This window comes from Opitutus terrae PB90-1 (genome assembly GCF_000019965.1).
GTDB classification, from domain to species: domain Bacteria; phylum Verrucomicrobiota; class Verrucomicrobiia; order Opitutales; family Opitutaceae; genus Opitutus; species Opitutus terrae.
Map to the genome: position 1 here is coordinate 169,921 of NC_010571.1, position 15,927 is coordinate 185,847.

The window sequence follows — 15,927 nt, forward strand, 5'->3', positions numbered from 1 at the left end:
GCCGGGCTACAGTGGCCGCGTCGTTGCCTAACCGCTTTAGGAGCGTCCGCTCCAGCCGTCGCCGTTTCGCGCCGACGCGCTGGCTAACTCTTCCTGAGGTCGATGCGACGGTGATTGCCGGGATGCGAACTCGGCCGATGGATGGGAGGACGGTTGCGCCTCCGCCGCGGAGGTGTGCACACCTTCGCCCAGCAGCAACGACAACTCCGTCCGCAGCCGGCGCATCTGCTCGTCCAACGCCTCTGCGGCCGATGCCGTTTGCTCCGCCGTCGCGGCGTTGTCCTGCGTCAGCCGATCGATCCGGGACGTGGACGCGACGGCCTGGCCCAGCCCCGTCGCCTGCTCGTCCGACCCGGCGGCAATCTGCGCGATCAACTCATCCGTGCGCCGCGTATTCCCGATCAGTTCGTGCAACGAGCAGGCCACGCGATTCGCGATCTCGCCACCCCGCGCGCTCTTGGCCGTCGCATCTTCGATCAGCTGCGCCGTTTCGCGGGCCGCCTGCGCCGAACGTTGCGCGAGGCTGCGGACTTCTTCAGCCACCACGGCGAATCCCGCGCCGGCCTCGCCCGCGCGCGCCGCTTCGACGGCCGCGTTGAGCGCGAGGATGTTCGTTTGAAAGGCAATCTGGTCGATCGATTTGACGATCTTCGCGATGTTCCCGCTGGCCGTTCCGATTTCCTGCATCGCAGCCTGCATTTCGGCCGCCTCACCGGCACTGGTGTCCGCGGACTTCCGACTCGCACTGGAAATTTCGCGCGCCGTGGCCGCATGCTTGGCGTTCTGCTTCACCGCCGCATTCACTTCGGTGAGCACGGCCGCGCTCTCTTCCGCGGCGGCCGCCTGTTCGCTTGAAGATTTCGCCGCGCTTTGACTTGAGGTGGCCACCTGCTCCGCCGCGGCGGCGATTTCCAGCGTGCCATCCCACATGCGTTGCGCGACCCCGCGAACGTGCCGGGTCACAGCGAGACTCGTCAGCCAGCCGAACGCGCCGCCGAGCGCGACGCCGACGATGGTGCCAACCGACATCAGCAGATTCAGCACCCGGCCGCGCCGCTCGAGTCGCTGGATTTCGCGCTGGGTGATTTCATCGCTTTGCCCGATCACCGTCGCCGTCAGCGCCTCCAGTTCCTCCGCGAACCGGCGGTCGGCGCCGCTCACCGCCGCGTCCACTTTCCGCGCGGAGGCCGGCTCGCTCCGATCGAAAGCCTGCAACGCCGTGCGGTAGCTGGCGCCGAGTTCCGCATGCGCACGGCGCGCAGATTCGAACCGGCCGCGATCCAGCTGGAGCTCACTCGCGCGGGCCGAGAGTTCCGCCAGCGCGTTTTGAGTAGCCTGCTCGCTGCGCTGAAATCCGCTGAAATGTTTTTCGAACGCCGCCGTGTCATGCCCGCGCAGCAGCACGTCTTTCCATTCCTGCACCTGCACCTTGAAGGCCACCTGTGCGTTGCTCCCGAGGTCGGCCAGACTCCGCGCCGACTGCCCGGCCGCCAGCAACGCCTCGGCGGACCGAGTCGCGTCGCGGTGCGCGAAGAGCCCGATGGCTCCACCCACCAGCGGGATGGCCGCGACGATGCCGAAGCTGAAAACGAGTTTGGTCCGTAGGTTCATCGATCGTCGTGCACAACAAACATGGGGGGGTGGTCTCGTCGTGATCGGCGCACCCCTGCATGCCTTGAGGCGTTAGAAGTCACCGAACTGCGGTATTCGGCTGGGTGATCTCCCCTAGGCGTTGAAGTAATGCCGGAATTCCACGCATTTGCGTGTGTTCCTCCTCTGCACCGGCGCTCATCAATCGGCCGTGAGATTGATCCGCGTCAAATAGCGAGCGCGGTCGAACCGCAGAGTCTCCTACCCCTCTCCCCCCGCCAAGAACGATTCAACACGTTTGAACCCGCGACAAGAGCTGTCTCACTGCCAGCATGAAACCCGTCACTGGTGTCTCGTTATCCGCTCGGCATGGCCGGGGTTAACCCATAACGGATTTCGCGGATGCACCTTTTCCTCGTCCGACACGCCCACGCGCTGGAGGCACACGAAAATGGCGCGCGGCCATTGAGTCCGCGCGGTCGCGAGCAGGTGCGCGCATTGGCGGCATTTCTGAAGCGCACCCACGCGCTGCAGACGGCGGCGGATGTATGGCACAGCGGACTGGCGCGAGCCGAGGAAACCGCCGAGTTGCTGGTCAAGGAGCTCGGAATGCAAGCCACGGTGGTGGAGATCGACGGCCTGCGAGGAGACGATGATCCGGGCCTCGTCGCGGCGCATCTGCGCCATCGCCGCGCGCCGCTGCTGCTGGTGGGTCACGAACCCCATCTCGGGCTGCTGGCATCCCTGCTCGTCGCCGGCGAGGCGCGACCTTCGCGGTTCGTGCTGAAGAAATCCGGCATGATCGCACTGGAGCGGAACGAAGGCGTATGGCGGGTGCGGTGGCAGCTTTCGCCCGAACTGCTCGGTTAGCCCGGATATTTCACGAAAATCGTGAATATCCGCCCCCCGGGCCGGCTCTGTCGGGGCTAGCCGCGACAAGGTCGCTCCGCCCAGGCGGACGGAAATTTCGGACTGAGCATCCCTCCTGTTCATGAAATTTCCGGGTACGAAAATTAAGCCGACGCGGGCGCGGGCGGCTCTTGAGAAAAAGAAAAAAAAGGCGGCCGCGTTGTCGCGGCCGCCTCGTGATTCAGGCTGGAAACCCGATCAGAACTCGTAGCGGGCGGTCAAGAGAACCGACCAGCGCGACGCCGCCGGTTCGCCGCGGCCCAGCGAGGGATTGAACTTGTTGTTCGCCAAATCGGTGCTGACGCGGCTGTAGACGTACTGCTTGGCCACACCGTCGTAAACAACCGTGGCTACGTTCTCCCGCTTGACGAAGAATTGATTGCTGCCGCGAATCAGGCCCCACTTGTCGTTCAGCAGGTTGCCGAGGTTCAGGATGTCGAGCCCGAGCACCAGCCGGTGCTTCCAGCCCGGCAGCTTGACCTGCTGCTTGATGCTGAAATCGAAGGTATTCACCCAGGGATAGCGCTGCGCGTCCGCCGCCACCGCTCGGCCTTCGGTCAGACCGAAGCGGTCGACGATCTTGTAGAAGTTTTCCTGGTCGGCGGGGGTGGCGAAGCGCACTGCGCTCGTGTCGCCGCGCGTCGGCACGTACAGCAGGTCGTTGCCGCTGACGGCATCGCCGTTGGCGTCGCCGCTGTAGGTGAAGCTGAAGGGATAGCCGCTGCGGCCCTCGTAGATCGTCGACACGGTCGTCGGGTAGCCGTGCACGAACTCGAACTCTTTCGAGATGTTGAACAGGATGCGGTGCTTTACCTCCAGTTCGCTGGTGTGCTTTTCCGGCGCGTTGGCGTTGAAGACCGAGCGATTGTTCCAGTTCGAAGCTGCCACCGAGGACGTGCCGAACAGCACCTCCTCCGCGTCGGTATTGACGTAGGAGGCCTTCCAATACCAGCCGTCGCGGGTCTGCGGCCGCTCGAGCGAGAAGGTGATCGCGCGGGTCGCGCCCTCATCCGTGTTGCCCAGCCGGATGATCTTGTTGGTAAACGCGGTGCTCTTGAGCTGGGTGTTGCGCGAGGTGGCGGCATAGGACGCCCAGTAGAGCTCGCGGCCATCCGGACCCGTGCCGGTGGGCTGCAGGTTGATGTTGCTGTAGAACACGTCGTTCTTGACCTTGGTGGCCTCGATCTCGGCCGATGCCTTCAGGTTCCAGAAGCCGAGTTCCCGTTCGATGGCCAAGTTGGCCTTCCAGCGCGACGGAAGCTTGAAGCCGGGATCAAGGAAAGCGACCTGCTGGGCCGGCGAGGTGCCCGACGTCGGCTGGTTGTCCGGATTGGCCGAGATCGGCGGCAGCGTATTCGACTGGTAGCTCACGTAGTTGAAACCGGTGTTGGAATAGCTGTTCGACAGCCAGACGCGGGGCATCCGGCCGTAGAAGAGACCGACGCCACCGCGGATGATGGTGCGCTTGGAATCGAAGCGCGGCTGCCAGTTGAATCCGACGCGCGGCTGCACGATCGAGTCACCGTCATAGGTGTAGTTGTTCCGCACCCCGAACGTGCTCTGGAAACTCTGGTTCAACGGCACGTCCTCCGGCAGCAGTGGCACGTCGATGCGCGCGCCGACGTCCACGGACAGCGTGTCGGTCACCCGCCAATTGTCGTTGATGAACAATCCGGCGTTGCCTTCATCGAAGCGGGCGGCCGCCTCCACGTCCGGATCGATGAAATTGTATTGATACTGGCCGCTCGCGCCGCCCGCCGCCGCGTTGGTCAGGAAGTCGTTGAGCGAATTGTAGCGGTAGTAGCCGAGCGAGTACTGCACATAGGCGTTGAAGACCTTGTTGTTGTCGTACTGCAGGCCGGCCTGAAGCGTGTGCGCGTCACTAAGCTCGTAGGTCGCGAACAACTCCGTGGTGTCGGATTCGACGTCGAGCACGTTGAAATGCCGGCTGTATTCCGTGCCGAAGGCTACGTAGGCGGTGTTGGACGAACCCGCCACCGGGATGTTGCGGATCTCGACATACGGCTGCCGCGTGTTGCTCACCGGCTCGGAGTGGTACTCGCTGCGCGAGGCGGAGAATTCCGTGTTGAGCCGGTCGGACCAGCGGCTGATCAACTGGCCAATGTACGAGGTGTTCTCGGTCTTCTGTTTGTACCAGTCGGAATCGAACGAGAAATTGTTCTGCGAGGCGCCCGAACCGAACAGCGGGAAGCTCGGCCGGCTAGACTCCACCGTGTTGTAGCGGAAGGTCGCGCGGTGGTTGGCGTTGATCTGCCAGTCGATCTTGGCCAGCAGGTTTTCGTCGGTGAGCTTGTTGGCCGCCGGCGGTTCGGCGCTGCCGGGCTCGAATCCGAGCTCCTGGGCTTTCGCGACGATCTGCGCGACGGTGCCGGAATCGAGCCGCGTCGTCGGCGTCGGTGCCACGCGGTCTTCATCAACCTTCTCGTAGGCCAGATAGAAGAACAGCCGGTTCTTGATGATCGGGCCGCCCAGCGTCGCGCCCCAGGTCTGCTCCTCGAAGCGGGCGAGATTATAGGTGCGGCCGTCGAGTTCGTCACCCACCAGCTGCAGGTCGTTGTTCGCGATCGGCAGCGGCACGGAATTGCCGCGGAACGAGTACGTCAGGGCGCCGTGGAACTCGTTGGTGCCGCTCTTGGTGATGGCGTTGATGCGCGCGCCGACGAAACCCGCGTTACGCGCATTGTACGGCGACGTGCTGATGGCCAGCGCTTCCAGGGAATCCATCGGGACGACGTTGCGTTCCGCCGCCGTATTGTTCGCATTGAGACCGAAGGGATCGGACGCGTTGACGCCGTCCACCTGGATCAGGTTGTACCGGTTGCTCATGCCGTTGACCGAGATCGCGCGGTCATAGGGGTCGCGGTTGTACGTGATCCGCGGATCGAGCCGCGCCAGCGAGTTGATCGAGCGGTCGCCGGAGGGCAGATCGTCGAGTTCGCGGCTCGTCGCGTAGGTGCCCGAACCCGTCTGCGTCGGGTCGAATAGCTGCTCGATCGCGCTGGCCGTCACCGTGTATTTCTCCAGCTTGATCGCTTCTTCCGGCTTCAGGCGGATCGCCAGGTTCGCACCGCGATCGATATCGAGGTAGATGTCGGTCGTCTCATTCGCCGCGAAGGCCTCGGCCGTCACAGTCACGCTGTACGGACCGCCGGGACGCAACCCGCGTATGGCAAAATTGCCATCGGCACGAGTGGTGGCGTTCGTGATCACGCCCGTCGGCTGGTGCACGATGACGACGGAAGCACCGGGGACCGCGTTCCCACTCTCATTCACCACCGTTCCAGAGAGCGACGAAGTCGTGATGACTTGCGCGAATGCGGCTGGGTGGCTCAGCAACCCAATAAGCGCCCCAGCGAAGGCGACTAACTTTAGCAGTTTTTGCATGGTAGTAGTTTGTAGCTATTTCAAACGCGTCCTGAAGTCCGTTTTTCGGAAACAGCAGTGCCGCCGGCTTCGCTTCCGCAGGCGCTGCGGAGTCGCACCGTCGACAGGTGGTGTGTTCCAGAGTGTGTTGTGTTGGCGTTCAGTCGGCTCGGAACGCGGAAACCGCGTACCGACACAACGCGAGTAGCAGTTCGCCACGCCGCCCAGTCAAGCCCGGAGGTCGGCGTCATCGGAACGTCACAGGACTATTACGTCCCGGAGTGACCTTGGTCAGTTTTCGTCATGATTGCCGCCGTACCCGTTCAACGTGATCGGCCACGCCCGCGCACGCGCGGGCAGTTGCGGAATCATCGCGCTGCGTCCAGAATCCCGCGATGAAACGCACTGCCACCGCCGTTTGGAACGGCTCGCTCAAGACAGGCCACGGCGCACTCACCACTCCGGGTGGCGCCTTGAAATCCACGCCCTACTCCTTCAGTTCGCGCTTCGAATCGGGCACGGGAACGAATCCCGAGGAGCTCATTGCCGCGGCCCATGCCGGTTGCTTCGCGATGGCTCTCTCCGTTGAACTCGGGAAAGCCGGCCTCGCGCCGGAACGGCTGGAGGCGCGCGCCGAGGTGAATCTCGAAAACGTTCCGCCCAATGGCTGGACGGTCACCACATCGCACCTCGTGCTGAAAGCCCAGGTACCGGGCGTGGACGCGAAAAAGTTTTCCGAGATTGCCGAGCAGGCAAAAGCCAATTGCCCGATCTCCCGGCTGCTCACCGCCAAGATCACCCTGGACGCGTCGCTGGCGTGATGCGCACCGCCTCGTGACCACGCGGGTTGCGGCGTGGGCGCACGACCCTGCCGCGGCGCTGGAGTGAGAGACTCGCGTGGCGACGCATCGATCGCGGCGCCGGCCGCCTTCAACATCGTCCGGCTCCGGCCGCGCTGTGCAATGCGGCCAGACACGCTGGCGGATCGGCGACGCGTAGCCGCAGCTCGCGTGGCCCAATCACCAGCGTAATGACGCCACGGCGGAGTTGCGGCACTCCCCGCAATCCGTTCAGCGAATACGCGCGATCGAAAATGACCCGATGCACCACGAGTTGGCCGGCGCCCACGCTGTAGCCGGCGACGCTGCTCAACATCCACGCGAGCGCTGCCACCGGCATCGCCTGCGCGAGGACGATCACCCCCACCACCTGCGCCACCGGGGGCGCCTCTCCGAGGCTCGCACTCCACACCTGCACCAGTCCGAAAAACATTACCGGCGGCAACCAAGCAGCGCCCCAGAAACAGCACGGTCGCAGGCGGGCGTCGAAAGTCTGCATCCTCACACGGTCAGCCGCCGGCCCACGCCGTTCCCCACGCCTCACCGGTTAGCACGCCACCCGGCGCCGCCCTCCGCGACCCCAGAAAAGAGGAACCCGCTGCGACCGCAGCGGGTTCTCGCGTGACCGAGCGTGCTACTCGGACCGGTCCGGCGTGAACGCTGGACCGGACCGAGGAGTCGACCAATAGTCGAGCGCTCCACCAACAAAAAGGAGATAGGCGCCGCGATCGTAATTCCACACCTCAAACCGGCCATCGCGGGAATGGGTGATGATCAGCGGTGCGCCCTCGAGCGGGCCGAGGATCGCGCGGGCTTGTTCGCGGGAAATGGACCTGGCCAGCGCCGACCACCCCTGCGCTCCCGGCTCTGCCGCGCAGGTCGCGGTCGCAGCCACGAGCCCGACGGCCAGCACGAGCGAGCGGAGATGCGTCTGGAGCGTGCTCACGAGCTGGTCATCGGTGCGCCGAGCGCACCTCTGAAGCAGCTCCGGGTGAGTTTACATTTCCTTCACGGTGCGAGGGATCGCTTGCTACGCCCCTCGTGAATAACGCCGGCGCGTGGCGGCACGAACGGCCGCGGCGACGTCGGCATCGCCGCAGCCGGACGTGTGATGTTCCTGCTCTTATTCAGCTGCGTTCCGGGTGTTGCTCCGGTCAGTGAGGCTACTCAGTTCGTTCTCACTCAACGCGAGGGTGAGCCGCTCTTTGCTCGAATCATAGTTCAGCTGCGAAAGCGGGACGCGGACGAGATTGTCGCCCATGCCCATGAACCCGCCCAACGAAACGATCGCTGCCGGCTCCGACGCCATGCCGCTGATCGAGTTGAAGGCCGAGCTCACATCGCTGCCGAGCGTGGAACCCATCGAGCCGGACGTACGACTCGTGCTCGAGGTGCTACCGGTCCCCGATGTCCGATCCGTGCCGGCGATCCGGCTCGTCGAGCCCGTGCCGCTCGCTCCGGTCGCGCCCGTCGCGCTGCCCGTTGAACTGCTGCCGTAGGTGCCGTCGGAGCTTCTGCCGCTCGTGGCGCCTGTCGTGGACCGGCTGCTACTCGTCGTGTCGTCCGAGCTGCCGGTATTCGCGAACGCCATCGCCAAATGCGATGCCGCCGCGGAACCGAGCACCAGATCCTTCACTTCTCCGACCTTCTTGCCACCGTTGTCGTAGACGTCCTTGCCGATGAGGTCAGTCGCGGTGAGCTGCTGCTTGATCGAGTTCTGGTCGACCTTGGCGATACCGTGCATCCCGGACGAGCTGGTGGTGCTCGGGGACGACATGCTGGAGACCCTACTCGAGTCCGAAGTGCTGTGCGTCGAGCTGCTCTGATCCCGGCTGGATGAGCCGCTCGTAGAAGCGCCCGAGCGGGTAGTGTCAGACGAGGAACCGGACGTACCGGAGGTGCTAGAGGTGGACGAGCCGGTCGAGCCCGATTGAGCCGCGAGTCCGAGCGGCAGGGCCGCGGCGAAGGCAATGATAGCGAGTTTCCGAATTTGGGAATTCATGATCCGAGGGGTTGAGGTTTACAGAGGGGACGGCTGGAAACGTCGGGGTTGCGGCACAAGATGCTGCACCGCCGTGGAACATAATCGCGACCCGCAGCGCGGGCCATGGGGGTGGCGACCCCTCGCGGCCTCAGGCTCGTCGCTGAGGGTGTGGTGCGGTTAACACTGGGAGACGGGCAGTCACGCCGCACGGCGCGCCGGCTTGCCGCTCTGCCCGCCTGGCCGCGGATGTGGCACGCAGCGGCAGTTCGCGACATCGGAGCGGCCGGAGAAGCCGCTTAGGTTGCGGGGCTCGTTCCAGCGGCCGCCGGTGCTGCCGGCCGCTCGGGGTTCAGGAACGCGAACGCGGAAATCGTGTGCGCAGCCTCGCCGGAAAACGATGCGTGCGCGGCCGGTGCAGCCCGTGCCCCAGTTCGAGCGGTCGCGCCCGAAACAACCAGCTCGACACCGGCGGGTGCGCGATGCCGCCGAGCGCCGCGCGGGTCGCACGCTCGAAGTCGCGCATCCAAAGATTCAACATCGCCACCGCCAAGTCGCGCTCTTCACGACGCCGCTCCGCGTTGGAGCGACACGCCTGCAGCGTCATCTCGAGCCGGGCGAGCAGTCGCAGCTCTGCCAGCGCCTGCCGCAACCGCTCCGGAGTGAATTCCGTTTCGGCCGGTGCCGTCGAGGACTGTAGGATTTGGGCTGCCCGATACGACATCGCCGCCTGGGCGATGAACTCGTGCATCTGATCGGCGACGACTCCGTCCACTCGCAGCAGCTTCCGCGTCCGTGGATCGGGATAGTCACTCCGCACGGCCCAACGGAACTCGAGATATTCCTCGCGCGCATTCACCCAGGTCTCGTCGTAGTCGGCTTGCGTCTGATCCAGATCACCGAGCGCTTGCTGGCATTCGGCGAAAATATCCTCGGCCGCGGTGTGGAGAGTCACGCCCGCCCGCAACTCCTCCTCGTCGTAGCCTTGCGTTCGCAACCGCGCCGCCAATGACGCGTCGTCCACCACGCGATTCACCAACTCCGCCGCGGCCGCAAGCGCGGCCGCGGTCCCTTGATCTTGGACCGTCAAAGGGCGCGGCGGAGACTGCCTGCTGGCTCCGCGTTCGGGCAAACCAGCCGAGAAATCGGACGGGAAACTCATCAGGAGGGTGGCTCCTCTCGACGAACGCCGCTCACCGCGGTCGAGAGAAACTACAATTTCGCGTAAATTTACGTAGCGGTCGCGCACGCGTCGTCCGTTGGCATTAAACCAGCCATTTAGCCCCGCGGCGTGAGTCTGCAACGCCACCGCCCTGCAGCAATCCCAAGAGCTGGACGCCACGCGTCATACGCGCCGCTCTTTCGCCACGGAGTTACCGCGGCCGCGGCGTCTCAAGCTTCGCAAGCATGTCCGGCACCGCGTTCGACAAGGGAGATTCACGGAGAAAAGCCGCCGCGAGCTCCTTGGCGCCGCGCGAGCGCAGGCCGGCATACACCTGGAGTTCAAATTGCACCCGCAGGGCCTCCGCGAGCTCCACCAACCCGAGTGCCCGCAGCAGAAAAATCAGCGCTTCGACGGTGGAGAAACGCGCGCCGGTTTGCTGCGCGCGCAACCAGTAGCGGCTCTGCCCCTCCATCGGCAGACTCACCATCCGGCCCCAGTTCGCGACCTCGCGCGCCATGAAAGTGGCTTCTCGCCAGGCGCCGTCCAACAGCACCACCTGCACCCGGTCGAGTGGCGGAATGACCTCCGGCAGCGGCGCGCCGTGTGGGTGCAACACCCAGAGTTCGCGCTCAGCCCGCGCCACCTCCTCCCGCGCCACGGGTTTGTCGTAGAGCCACAGGTGCTGCCTCGCGCCGGCCAACGTGCGCGCGATCAGCTGCCCCGTGCTGCTTGGCCGCCAGAGTTCGCGCTGGTGGATCAACACGTCGATCGCCAGCGGCCCTTTCAGCACCCGATGGGCCTCGCACACGCACCAGCGCGGCGGTAGACGACAGCAGTCACACCGCCGCGTCGCGCTCAAGTCAGCTCGCCGGGCCATGCCCGGATCTCGCCGAGAGCGCGTCCACCCGTCAAATCCAACCGTGCCGCGCCCACTGCCAACATCGCGCGGGGCTTCCGCTCCGGCTGCCTTGTCAACCACCTCGGCGAGGTGGTCTCGTTAGGTCACCAACCTCCCCCGCATCACGGGCAAGATGCCCCTGCCACGCAAAGCCGCGTCAAAGCGCGCGCAGCCTTCGCCAACCCCTGCACACCGAGCCGACTCGACTCGACCGCCGTCGTTTTCCACGCTCCAGTCTGTCGCATTATGAAGACTCCGAACGCACGTCCCAAAAAAGTCGCCTTGCTCACGGCCGGCGGCCTTGCGCCCTGCCTCAGCTCCGCCGTGGGCGGGCTGATCGAGCGCTACACCGAGATCGCACCCGACATCGAGATCATCGCCTACAAGGGCGGCTACAAGGGCCTGCTGCTCGGCGACAGCTACAAGGTCGGCCCGGCCGAGCGCGCCGCCGCCGGCGTGCTGCACCGCCACGGCGGCAGCCCGATCGGCAACAGCCGCGTGAAGCTGACCAACGTCAAGGATTGCGTGAAGCGCGGGCTCGTGAAGGAAGGCCAGGATCCGCAGAAGGTCGCGGCCGACCAGCTCGTCAAGGACGGTGTCGACATTCTCCACACCATCGGCGGCGACGACACCAACACCGCCGCAGCTGATCTCGCCGCGTTCCTCGCAAAGAATGACTACGGCCTCACGGTGATCGGCCTGCCGAAGACGATCGACAATGACGTCTTCCCAATTCGCCAGTCGCTCGGCGCGTGGACCGCCGCCGAACAGGGCGCGCGCTATTTCCGCAACGTCGTCGCCGAGGACGGAGCCAATCCGCGGATGCTGATCATCCACGAAGTGATGGGCCGCAACTGCGGCTGGCTCACCGCCGCGACCGCCGCCGAATACCAGAAGCTGCTCGCGCGCGAAGAATTCGCGCCGGGGCTCGGACTATCGCGCGAAGCGCTCTCGGTGCACGGCATCTTCATTCCGGAAATGGCGTTCGATATCGCCGCCGAGGCCGCGCGCCTGAAGGCCGTCATGGACCGGCTGGATAACGTGAACATCTTCGTCAGCGAAGGCGCCGGCGTGGAAACGATCGTCGCCGAGATGCAGTCTCGCGGCCAGGAAGTGCCGCGCGACGCGTTCGGCCACGTGAAGCTTGATGCGGTGAACCCCGGCAAATGGTTCGGCGATCAGTTCGCGAAGATGCTGGGCGCCGAAAAAGTGCTCGTGCAGAAGAGCGGCTATTTCGCGCGTGCCGCTGCCGCCAACCAGGCGGACCTCATGCTGATCAAGAGCTGCGTCGACCTGGCCGTCGAATGCGCGCTCCGGCGCGAGAGCGGCGTCATCGGTCACGACGAGGATCAGAACAATGTGCTGCGCGCGATCGAGTTTACCCGGATCAAGGGCGGCAAGCCGTTCAAGCCGACGACGCCGTGGTTCGCCGATCTGCTCAAGAGCATCGGCCAGCCGCTCGGTGCAACGCTTTCAGTGAAGCACTGAACCACCCCGCGCGGATTCGCGCTCATCTTCAGCCCTGCGCCCGCGCGTAGGGCTTTTTTGTGCGGTCACAGGTTTCGCGCGCCGAAAGCGCGAGCCGCCGGAGTTTTTTCGGCGCCAATCGCTATACTGGACACCGCACTGATCTACGCACTCGCCCGCTTCGTCGAGTAGGCCCGCACCAAGCCGCCTCCACCCTCCGTTGGGGCGAAGGCGGACCGGTCCCATCGGTCCTATTCGTCCAATCAGTCCTGTTCCCACCCCCACCCGATTTCGCGCCACCTAATTTCTGCTATTTTCGCGACAAAATATGCGAAAGCTAGGCGCTTGGGATTTCGGGAGGCACTGGCATAACGAGGAGGCACTGGATCAGCCGTCCGGTGGCGATTCAGCCCAATCGATCACGTCATGTGCTCTCCTCATTCTACCTGTTCCCATCCCGCTGAGCGTTCCGTCCCCCGCGCGCCGCGGCCCGCACCTCGCTGGCTCGACCGCAGCGAGCGAAAACGGATTCCCGCGCTGGCGGAGTTTTTCACTGAAAACGTTTCCACCTGCTACATCTCGCACACCGAGCTCTGGAGTGGCCGCGCGCGCGACTTCGGCCACTGGGCCCCGGGACTGCGCAAGGTCATCGCCAAGGAGCTTCGCGAAACCTTCCGCGATCGACATAAACGGATCGCGGTCATCGAGCGGAACGGTGAGCTGGCGGGGATGGCCGTCGTCGTGGACCTCGGACGCTATGCGCTGCTCGAAGACATCGTGATCCGCCGCACCACCCGCGGTCGCGGCGTCGGCCGCACGCTGGTGCGCTGGATTTTCGCCAAACTGCGCGCAGCGGGCAAAGCGTCCGTCTTTCTCGAAAGCGGTGGCCGAAACACCGCCGCCCACCGATTCTTCCGGCACCAAGGCTTCCGACGGATTTCGATTTCGATGTGCCGGCGGCTCGCCGCCTGACGTAGGTTTTTTCCCGCGTCTTCGAAAAAAGTCGGCCGCGATGGGCCGGCCGGTGGCTGGGATCGCCCACCGAGCGGCCCACGCTGGCCGCAAACTCCGGCCGCAACGGGTGGGCAATTTGTCGACTCGTTACGGTCTTCGCGTGAACTCTTGATTCGACCTGTCGCAACTGACCGACCCTTAATCGCTCTGTGTCCTTCCTCAGTCCTGGCATCGCCCGCACGGCCGCCCTCCTCCTTGCCATCGTCGGTGGAGCGCTGCTGCCGCAGCTGCACGAGTTCGGCCGCGCGATTCCCTGGCTCGTCGCCGCGATGCTGTTCCTGGTGTTTTTGCAGACGCGCCTGTCGCGTGAGGCGCTCCACCGATCTCATGGCTGGCTGCTCCTCGCGAATCTCGTGATGGGCTTCGTCGGGTGGGGTGTGGGATGGGTCGTCGGCGGACGCGACGTCGCGCTCGCCGCATTCTTCGCCGGCATCACGCCCACCGCCACCGCTGCGCCGGTAGTGATGAGTTTCCTCCGGGGTCGCGTGGACTACGTGGTCGCGGGATTCATGCTGTCGAACCTGGTGATCACCGCGTTGCTGCCGCTGCTGCTGCCCGTGGTGCTGGGCCGCGTCACGCCGGAAGCGTTCGGCCACGTACTCGCGTCCGTCGCATGGCTGATGTTCGTGCCTTTGCTGGTCGCCGGGCTGGTGCGCCGGGTGCATCCCGCAGCCAAGGCGTGGCCCGCCAAGCTGCGCAACGTGTCGTTCGGCATGTGGGTGACGGCGTTGCTGCTGATCACCAGCAACGCGTCGCATTTCCTGCGCCAGCAAACTGACCTGCCCGCCGCGGTGCTGCCGAAAATCATCGTGGTCTCGCTGTTGGTCTGCGCGGTCAATTTTGCTCTCGGCCGGCTGATCGGCGGACGGGAATTCCCGCGCGAAGCCAGCCAGACGCTCGGCCAGAAAAACACCTCCTACACGATCTATCTCGCGCTCACCTACGCCAGTCCGCTCGTCGCGCTGGGGCCGACCTTCTACGTGCTCTGGCACAATCTCTGGAACTCCTGGCAACTCCATCGCGTCCGAGCGGAGCCTTCCGACCCCTCGCGGTCGCCCTGAGCGGCGGGTCCGCCACTCGTCAGCGGCCGAGCATCCGCTGCGTCCGGCTAGGCGCATGCCCCGGCACCCACATGTCGCGCCAGGACAGCCCCAGTTTTCCCTGCATTTCCATCGGATAACTCCAATCGCCAAAATCCGCAGCCGACGCATTGTTGGTGCCGATCGTGAACTTCGCTCCCGCCGCCTTCGCCAGCCGAAGAAATTTCTCCGACGGCAGCCGGTAACGCGCGTTGATCTCGATCGCCACGCCGTGCTTCACCGCGGCCTCGATGACCTGCTGCATCCGCGATTCCGTCCACAGCTCGTCGTAATTCGCCGCGATCGCCTCGGGCAGGAAGGTCGGGTTGACGTAGATGTCGATCGGCTCCGTGCTGATGATGCTCACCGCCGCAGCAACGAGCTCGTCCATGAATGCTTCCGGGTCGGGACCGATGTCCGCCTCTTCCGGGATCCAGAGTCGCAGCCGCTTCCCCGCACGGTTCGTCCACGTCATCGCGTCGGTGAACACGTAGTCGAACCGCGCGCACGTCTGCAGTGAGAACATCGTCGTCCATTCGCGCCCCTCGGCCTGCAGCGCGAGAAACACCGGGACGCCTTTCATCTGCTCGATGAACGCTTGCGCCGCGGCGTCGTCCTGAATCGGGAACCCGCGTCCGCCATTCGTCGCGAGGCCGAGGCCCATGCCCGTGGTGCGCGAGACGTCCATCGCTTTCTCCAGCGTGAGGCCCCCCTTCACATGCGTGTGCAGGTCCAGCAGCGGGAAGTTGTCTTTGCCGAGTGCCAGCCGCTGCACCTCCGCCGCATCCGCGACCGGCCGCACCACGCTGCGGTCCACGCCCGGCGGCAATCGTCGCACGCGGATATTGCGGAAGTAAACCCGGCTCTGCTCGTCGTGGCACTGCAGCGCGAATGTGCCCGGCGCCAGCCGGTTCACCTGCCGTCCGCCGGGCTCGCCGAGATTGGCCGGCTCGATGTAGTCGGCCGTGAGCACGTCGTTCACGTGAATCTGCACGCGCGGCCGGCGCACCGTGATCGTCATGGTGAACCACTCGCCGTCGCGAACGAGCGCCTTGTAGAGGTTGCGCACGCCGTAAAGGCTGCCGGTCTTCTTGTTCTCGCGATAAAGATTCTGCGCTCCGGGCGCCCCCACCTCGAACGGTGGCTGCGTGTTGTTCACCTGGGCCTCGAATCCCGCCTGCGTCGGCCAGCCGGAGTCGGCCCAGCGCGCGAGAAAATACACGCCGGAATTCGCGTGCGGCATCGCCTTCACCTCGATCGAGAATTCAAAGTTCTCGAACTGAGCTGCGCCGTCGCCCCCCAAGTAGAAGAGATGCGCCCGCGGCCCGTCCGCCACGATGGCGCCGTCTTCCACCCGGAACGAGCCCGGATGCTCCGCCGCCCTCCAGCCAGCCAGCGAGCGGCCGTCGAAGAGCGACTCCCAGCCGGAGTCGGCGGCGAGGGCGGGCAAGGTCAATGCGAGCGCCGCAGCCGCGGCACAGTAGACACGATTCAGGAGGGTGCTCATCGGGGGAAGCGGGCGCCGTTCGGCGGCGGGGTGTTGCGAGCCTGACGCGGTCAGGCCGGGGAAGTTCCGCCACGCGGCGGCTGCGAACTGGCCA

At 65.1% G+C, this 15,927-nt stretch carries 13 protein-coding genes; 5 read left to right on the plus strand and 8 right to left on the minus strand.

All coding sequences use genetic code 11. The features are described 5' to 3' along the window. Window positions 1–36: 36 nt before the first annotated feature. The gene (locus OTER_RS26550) at window positions 37–1,611 is read right to left on the minus strand and encodes a methyl-accepting chemotaxis protein (protein WP_012372970.1); all 1,575 of its coding nucleotides are present in this window, start codon (window positions 1,609–1,611) and stop codon (window positions 37–39) included. Between the two features lie 381 nt (window positions 1,612–1,992). Between OTER_RS26550 and OTER_RS00715 the strand changes: the two genes are divergently transcribed. Continuing rightward, window positions 1,993–2,460, plus strand: coding sequence for a SixA phosphatase family protein (locus tag OTER_RS00715; RefSeq protein WP_012372971.1), 468 nt, complete (start codon window positions 1,993–1,995; stop codon window positions 2,458–2,460). A 237-nt stretch (window positions 2,461–2,697) separates the two neighbouring features. On the opposite strand, the gene OTER_RS00720 is transcribed toward OTER_RS00715, so the two are convergent. Continuing rightward, a complete protein-coding gene (locus OTER_RS00720) occupies window positions 2,698–5,904 on the minus strand; it encodes a TonB-dependent receptor (protein WP_012372972.1) in 3,207 nt (1,068 codons plus the stop codon). Window positions 5,905–6,278: 374 nt separating this feature from the next. Here OTER_RS00720 and OTER_RS00725 point away from each other — a divergent pair, with 374 nt between their 5' ends. Continuing rightward, window positions 6,279–6,704, plus strand: a complete 426-nt coding sequence (locus OTER_RS00725; protein ID WP_012372973.1) for an OsmC family protein — start codon at window positions 6,279–6,281, stop codon at window positions 6,702–6,704. A 109-nt stretch (window positions 6,705–6,813) separates the two neighbouring features. Here the strand turns inward: OTER_RS00725 and OTER_RS00730 are convergent, their stop codons facing one another. The 5 genes from OTER_RS00730 to OTER_RS00750 all read right to left on the minus strand — a co-directional run bounded on the left by OTER_RS00730 (window position 6,814) and on the right by OTER_RS00750 (window position 10,745). Next, window positions 6,814–7,155, minus strand: a complete 342-nt coding sequence (locus OTER_RS00730) for a hypothetical protein (RefSeq protein WP_012372974.1) — start codon at window positions 7,153–7,155, stop codon at window positions 6,814–6,816. A 201-nt stretch (window positions 7,156–7,356) separates the two neighbouring features. Beyond that, window positions 7,357–7,668 carry a hypothetical protein gene (locus OTER_RS00735; protein ID WP_012372975.1) on the minus strand — a complete coding sequence of 104 codons (312 nt, stop codon included), beginning with the start codon at window positions 7,666–7,668 and terminating at the stop codon, window positions 7,357–7,359. A 177-nt stretch (window positions 7,669–7,845) separates the two neighbouring features. After that, the gene (locus tag OTER_RS00740) at window positions 7,846–8,499 is read right to left on the minus strand and encodes a PRC-barrel domain-containing protein (protein ID WP_158305324.1); all 654 of its coding nucleotides are present in this window, start codon (window positions 8,497–8,499) and stop codon (window positions 7,846–7,848) included. Between the two features lie 556 nt (window positions 8,500–9,055). Then, window positions 9,056–9,793 carry a hypothetical protein gene (locus OTER_RS00745; protein WP_044891450.1) on the minus strand — a complete coding sequence of 246 codons (738 nt, stop codon included), beginning with the start codon at window positions 9,791–9,793 and terminating at the stop codon, window positions 9,056–9,058. 283 nt (window positions 9,794–10,076) lie between these two features. Next, entirely contained in the window at window positions 10,077–10,745 is a 669-nt protein-coding gene (locus OTER_RS00750; protein ID WP_012372978.1) for a tRNA-uridine aminocarboxypropyltransferase, read from the minus strand. 267 nt (window positions 10,746–11,012) lie between these two features. On the opposite strand from OTER_RS00750, the gene OTER_RS00755 reads away from it, so the two are divergent. From OTER_RS00755 to OTER_RS00765, 3 genes are all read left to right on the plus strand, one after another. Next, window positions 11,013–12,254: a pyrophosphate--fructose-6-phosphate 1-phosphotransferase gene (locus tag OTER_RS00755; RefSeq protein WP_012372979.1), complete on the plus strand. Its 1,242-nt coding sequence runs from the start codon at window positions 11,013–11,015 to the stop codon at window positions 12,252–12,254. Between the two features lie 405 nt (window positions 12,255–12,659). Beyond that, window positions 12,660–13,205, plus strand: a complete 546-nt coding sequence (locus OTER_RS00760) for a GNAT family N-acetyltransferase (protein ID WP_012372980.1) — start codon at window positions 12,660–12,662, stop codon at window positions 13,203–13,205. Between the two features lie 191 nt (window positions 13,206–13,396). Next, a complete protein-coding gene (locus OTER_RS00765) occupies window positions 13,397–14,308 on the plus strand; it encodes a bile acid:sodium symporter family protein (protein ID WP_012372981.1) in 912 nt (303 codons plus the stop codon). 19 nt (window positions 14,309–14,327) lie between these two features. On the opposite strand, the gene OTER_RS00770 is transcribed toward OTER_RS00765, so the two are convergent. Next, window positions 14,328–15,833 carry a DUF1080 domain-containing protein gene (locus tag OTER_RS00770; protein WP_012372982.1) on the minus strand — a complete coding sequence of 502 codons (1,506 nt, stop codon included), beginning with the start codon at window positions 15,831–15,833 and terminating at the stop codon, window positions 14,328–14,330. Window positions 15,834–15,927: the final 94 nt, after the last annotated feature.

Excerpts from the sequence above, each read along its gene's own strand:
- OTER_RS00715 (WP_012372971.1), top strand. The coding sequence starts at position 1,993 with ATGCACCTTTTCCTCGTCCGACACGCCCACGCGCTGGAGGCACACGAA.
- OTER_RS00720 (WP_012372972.1), bottom strand. The coding sequence starts at position 5,904 with ATGCAAAAACTGCTAAAGTTAGTCGCCTTCGCTGGGGCGCTTATTGGG.
- OTER_RS00770 (WP_012372982.1), bottom strand. The coding sequence starts at position 15,833 with ATGAGCACCCTCCTGAATCGTGTCTACTGTGCCGCGGCTGCGGCGCTC.
- OTER_RS26550 (WP_012372970.1), bottom strand. The coding sequence starts at position 1,611 with ATGAACCTACGGACCAAACTCGTTTTCAGCTTCGGCATCGTCGCGGCC.
- OTER_RS00755 (WP_012372979.1), top strand. The coding sequence starts at position 11,013 with ATGAAGACTCCGAACGCACGTCCCAAAAAAGTCGCCTTGCTCACGGCC.
- OTER_RS00740 (WP_158305324.1), bottom strand. The coding sequence starts at position 8,499 with ATGTCGTCCCCGAGCACCACCAGCTCGTCCGGGATGCACGGTATCGCC.
- OTER_RS00760 (WP_012372980.1), top strand. The coding sequence starts at position 12,660 with ATGTGCTCTCCTCATTCTACCTGTTCCCATCCCGCTGAGCGTTCCGTC.
- OTER_RS00730 (WP_012372974.1), bottom strand. The coding sequence starts at position 7,155 with ATGTTTTTCGGACTGGTGCAGGTGTGGAGTGCGAGCCTCGGAGAGGCG.
- OTER_RS00725 (WP_012372973.1), top strand. The coding sequence starts at position 6,279 with ATGAAACGCACTGCCACCGCCGTTTGGAACGGCTCGCTCAAGACAGGC.
- OTER_RS00750 (WP_012372978.1), bottom strand. The coding sequence starts at position 10,745 with ATGGCCCGGCGAGCTGACTTGAGCGCGACGCGGCGGTGTGACTGCTGT.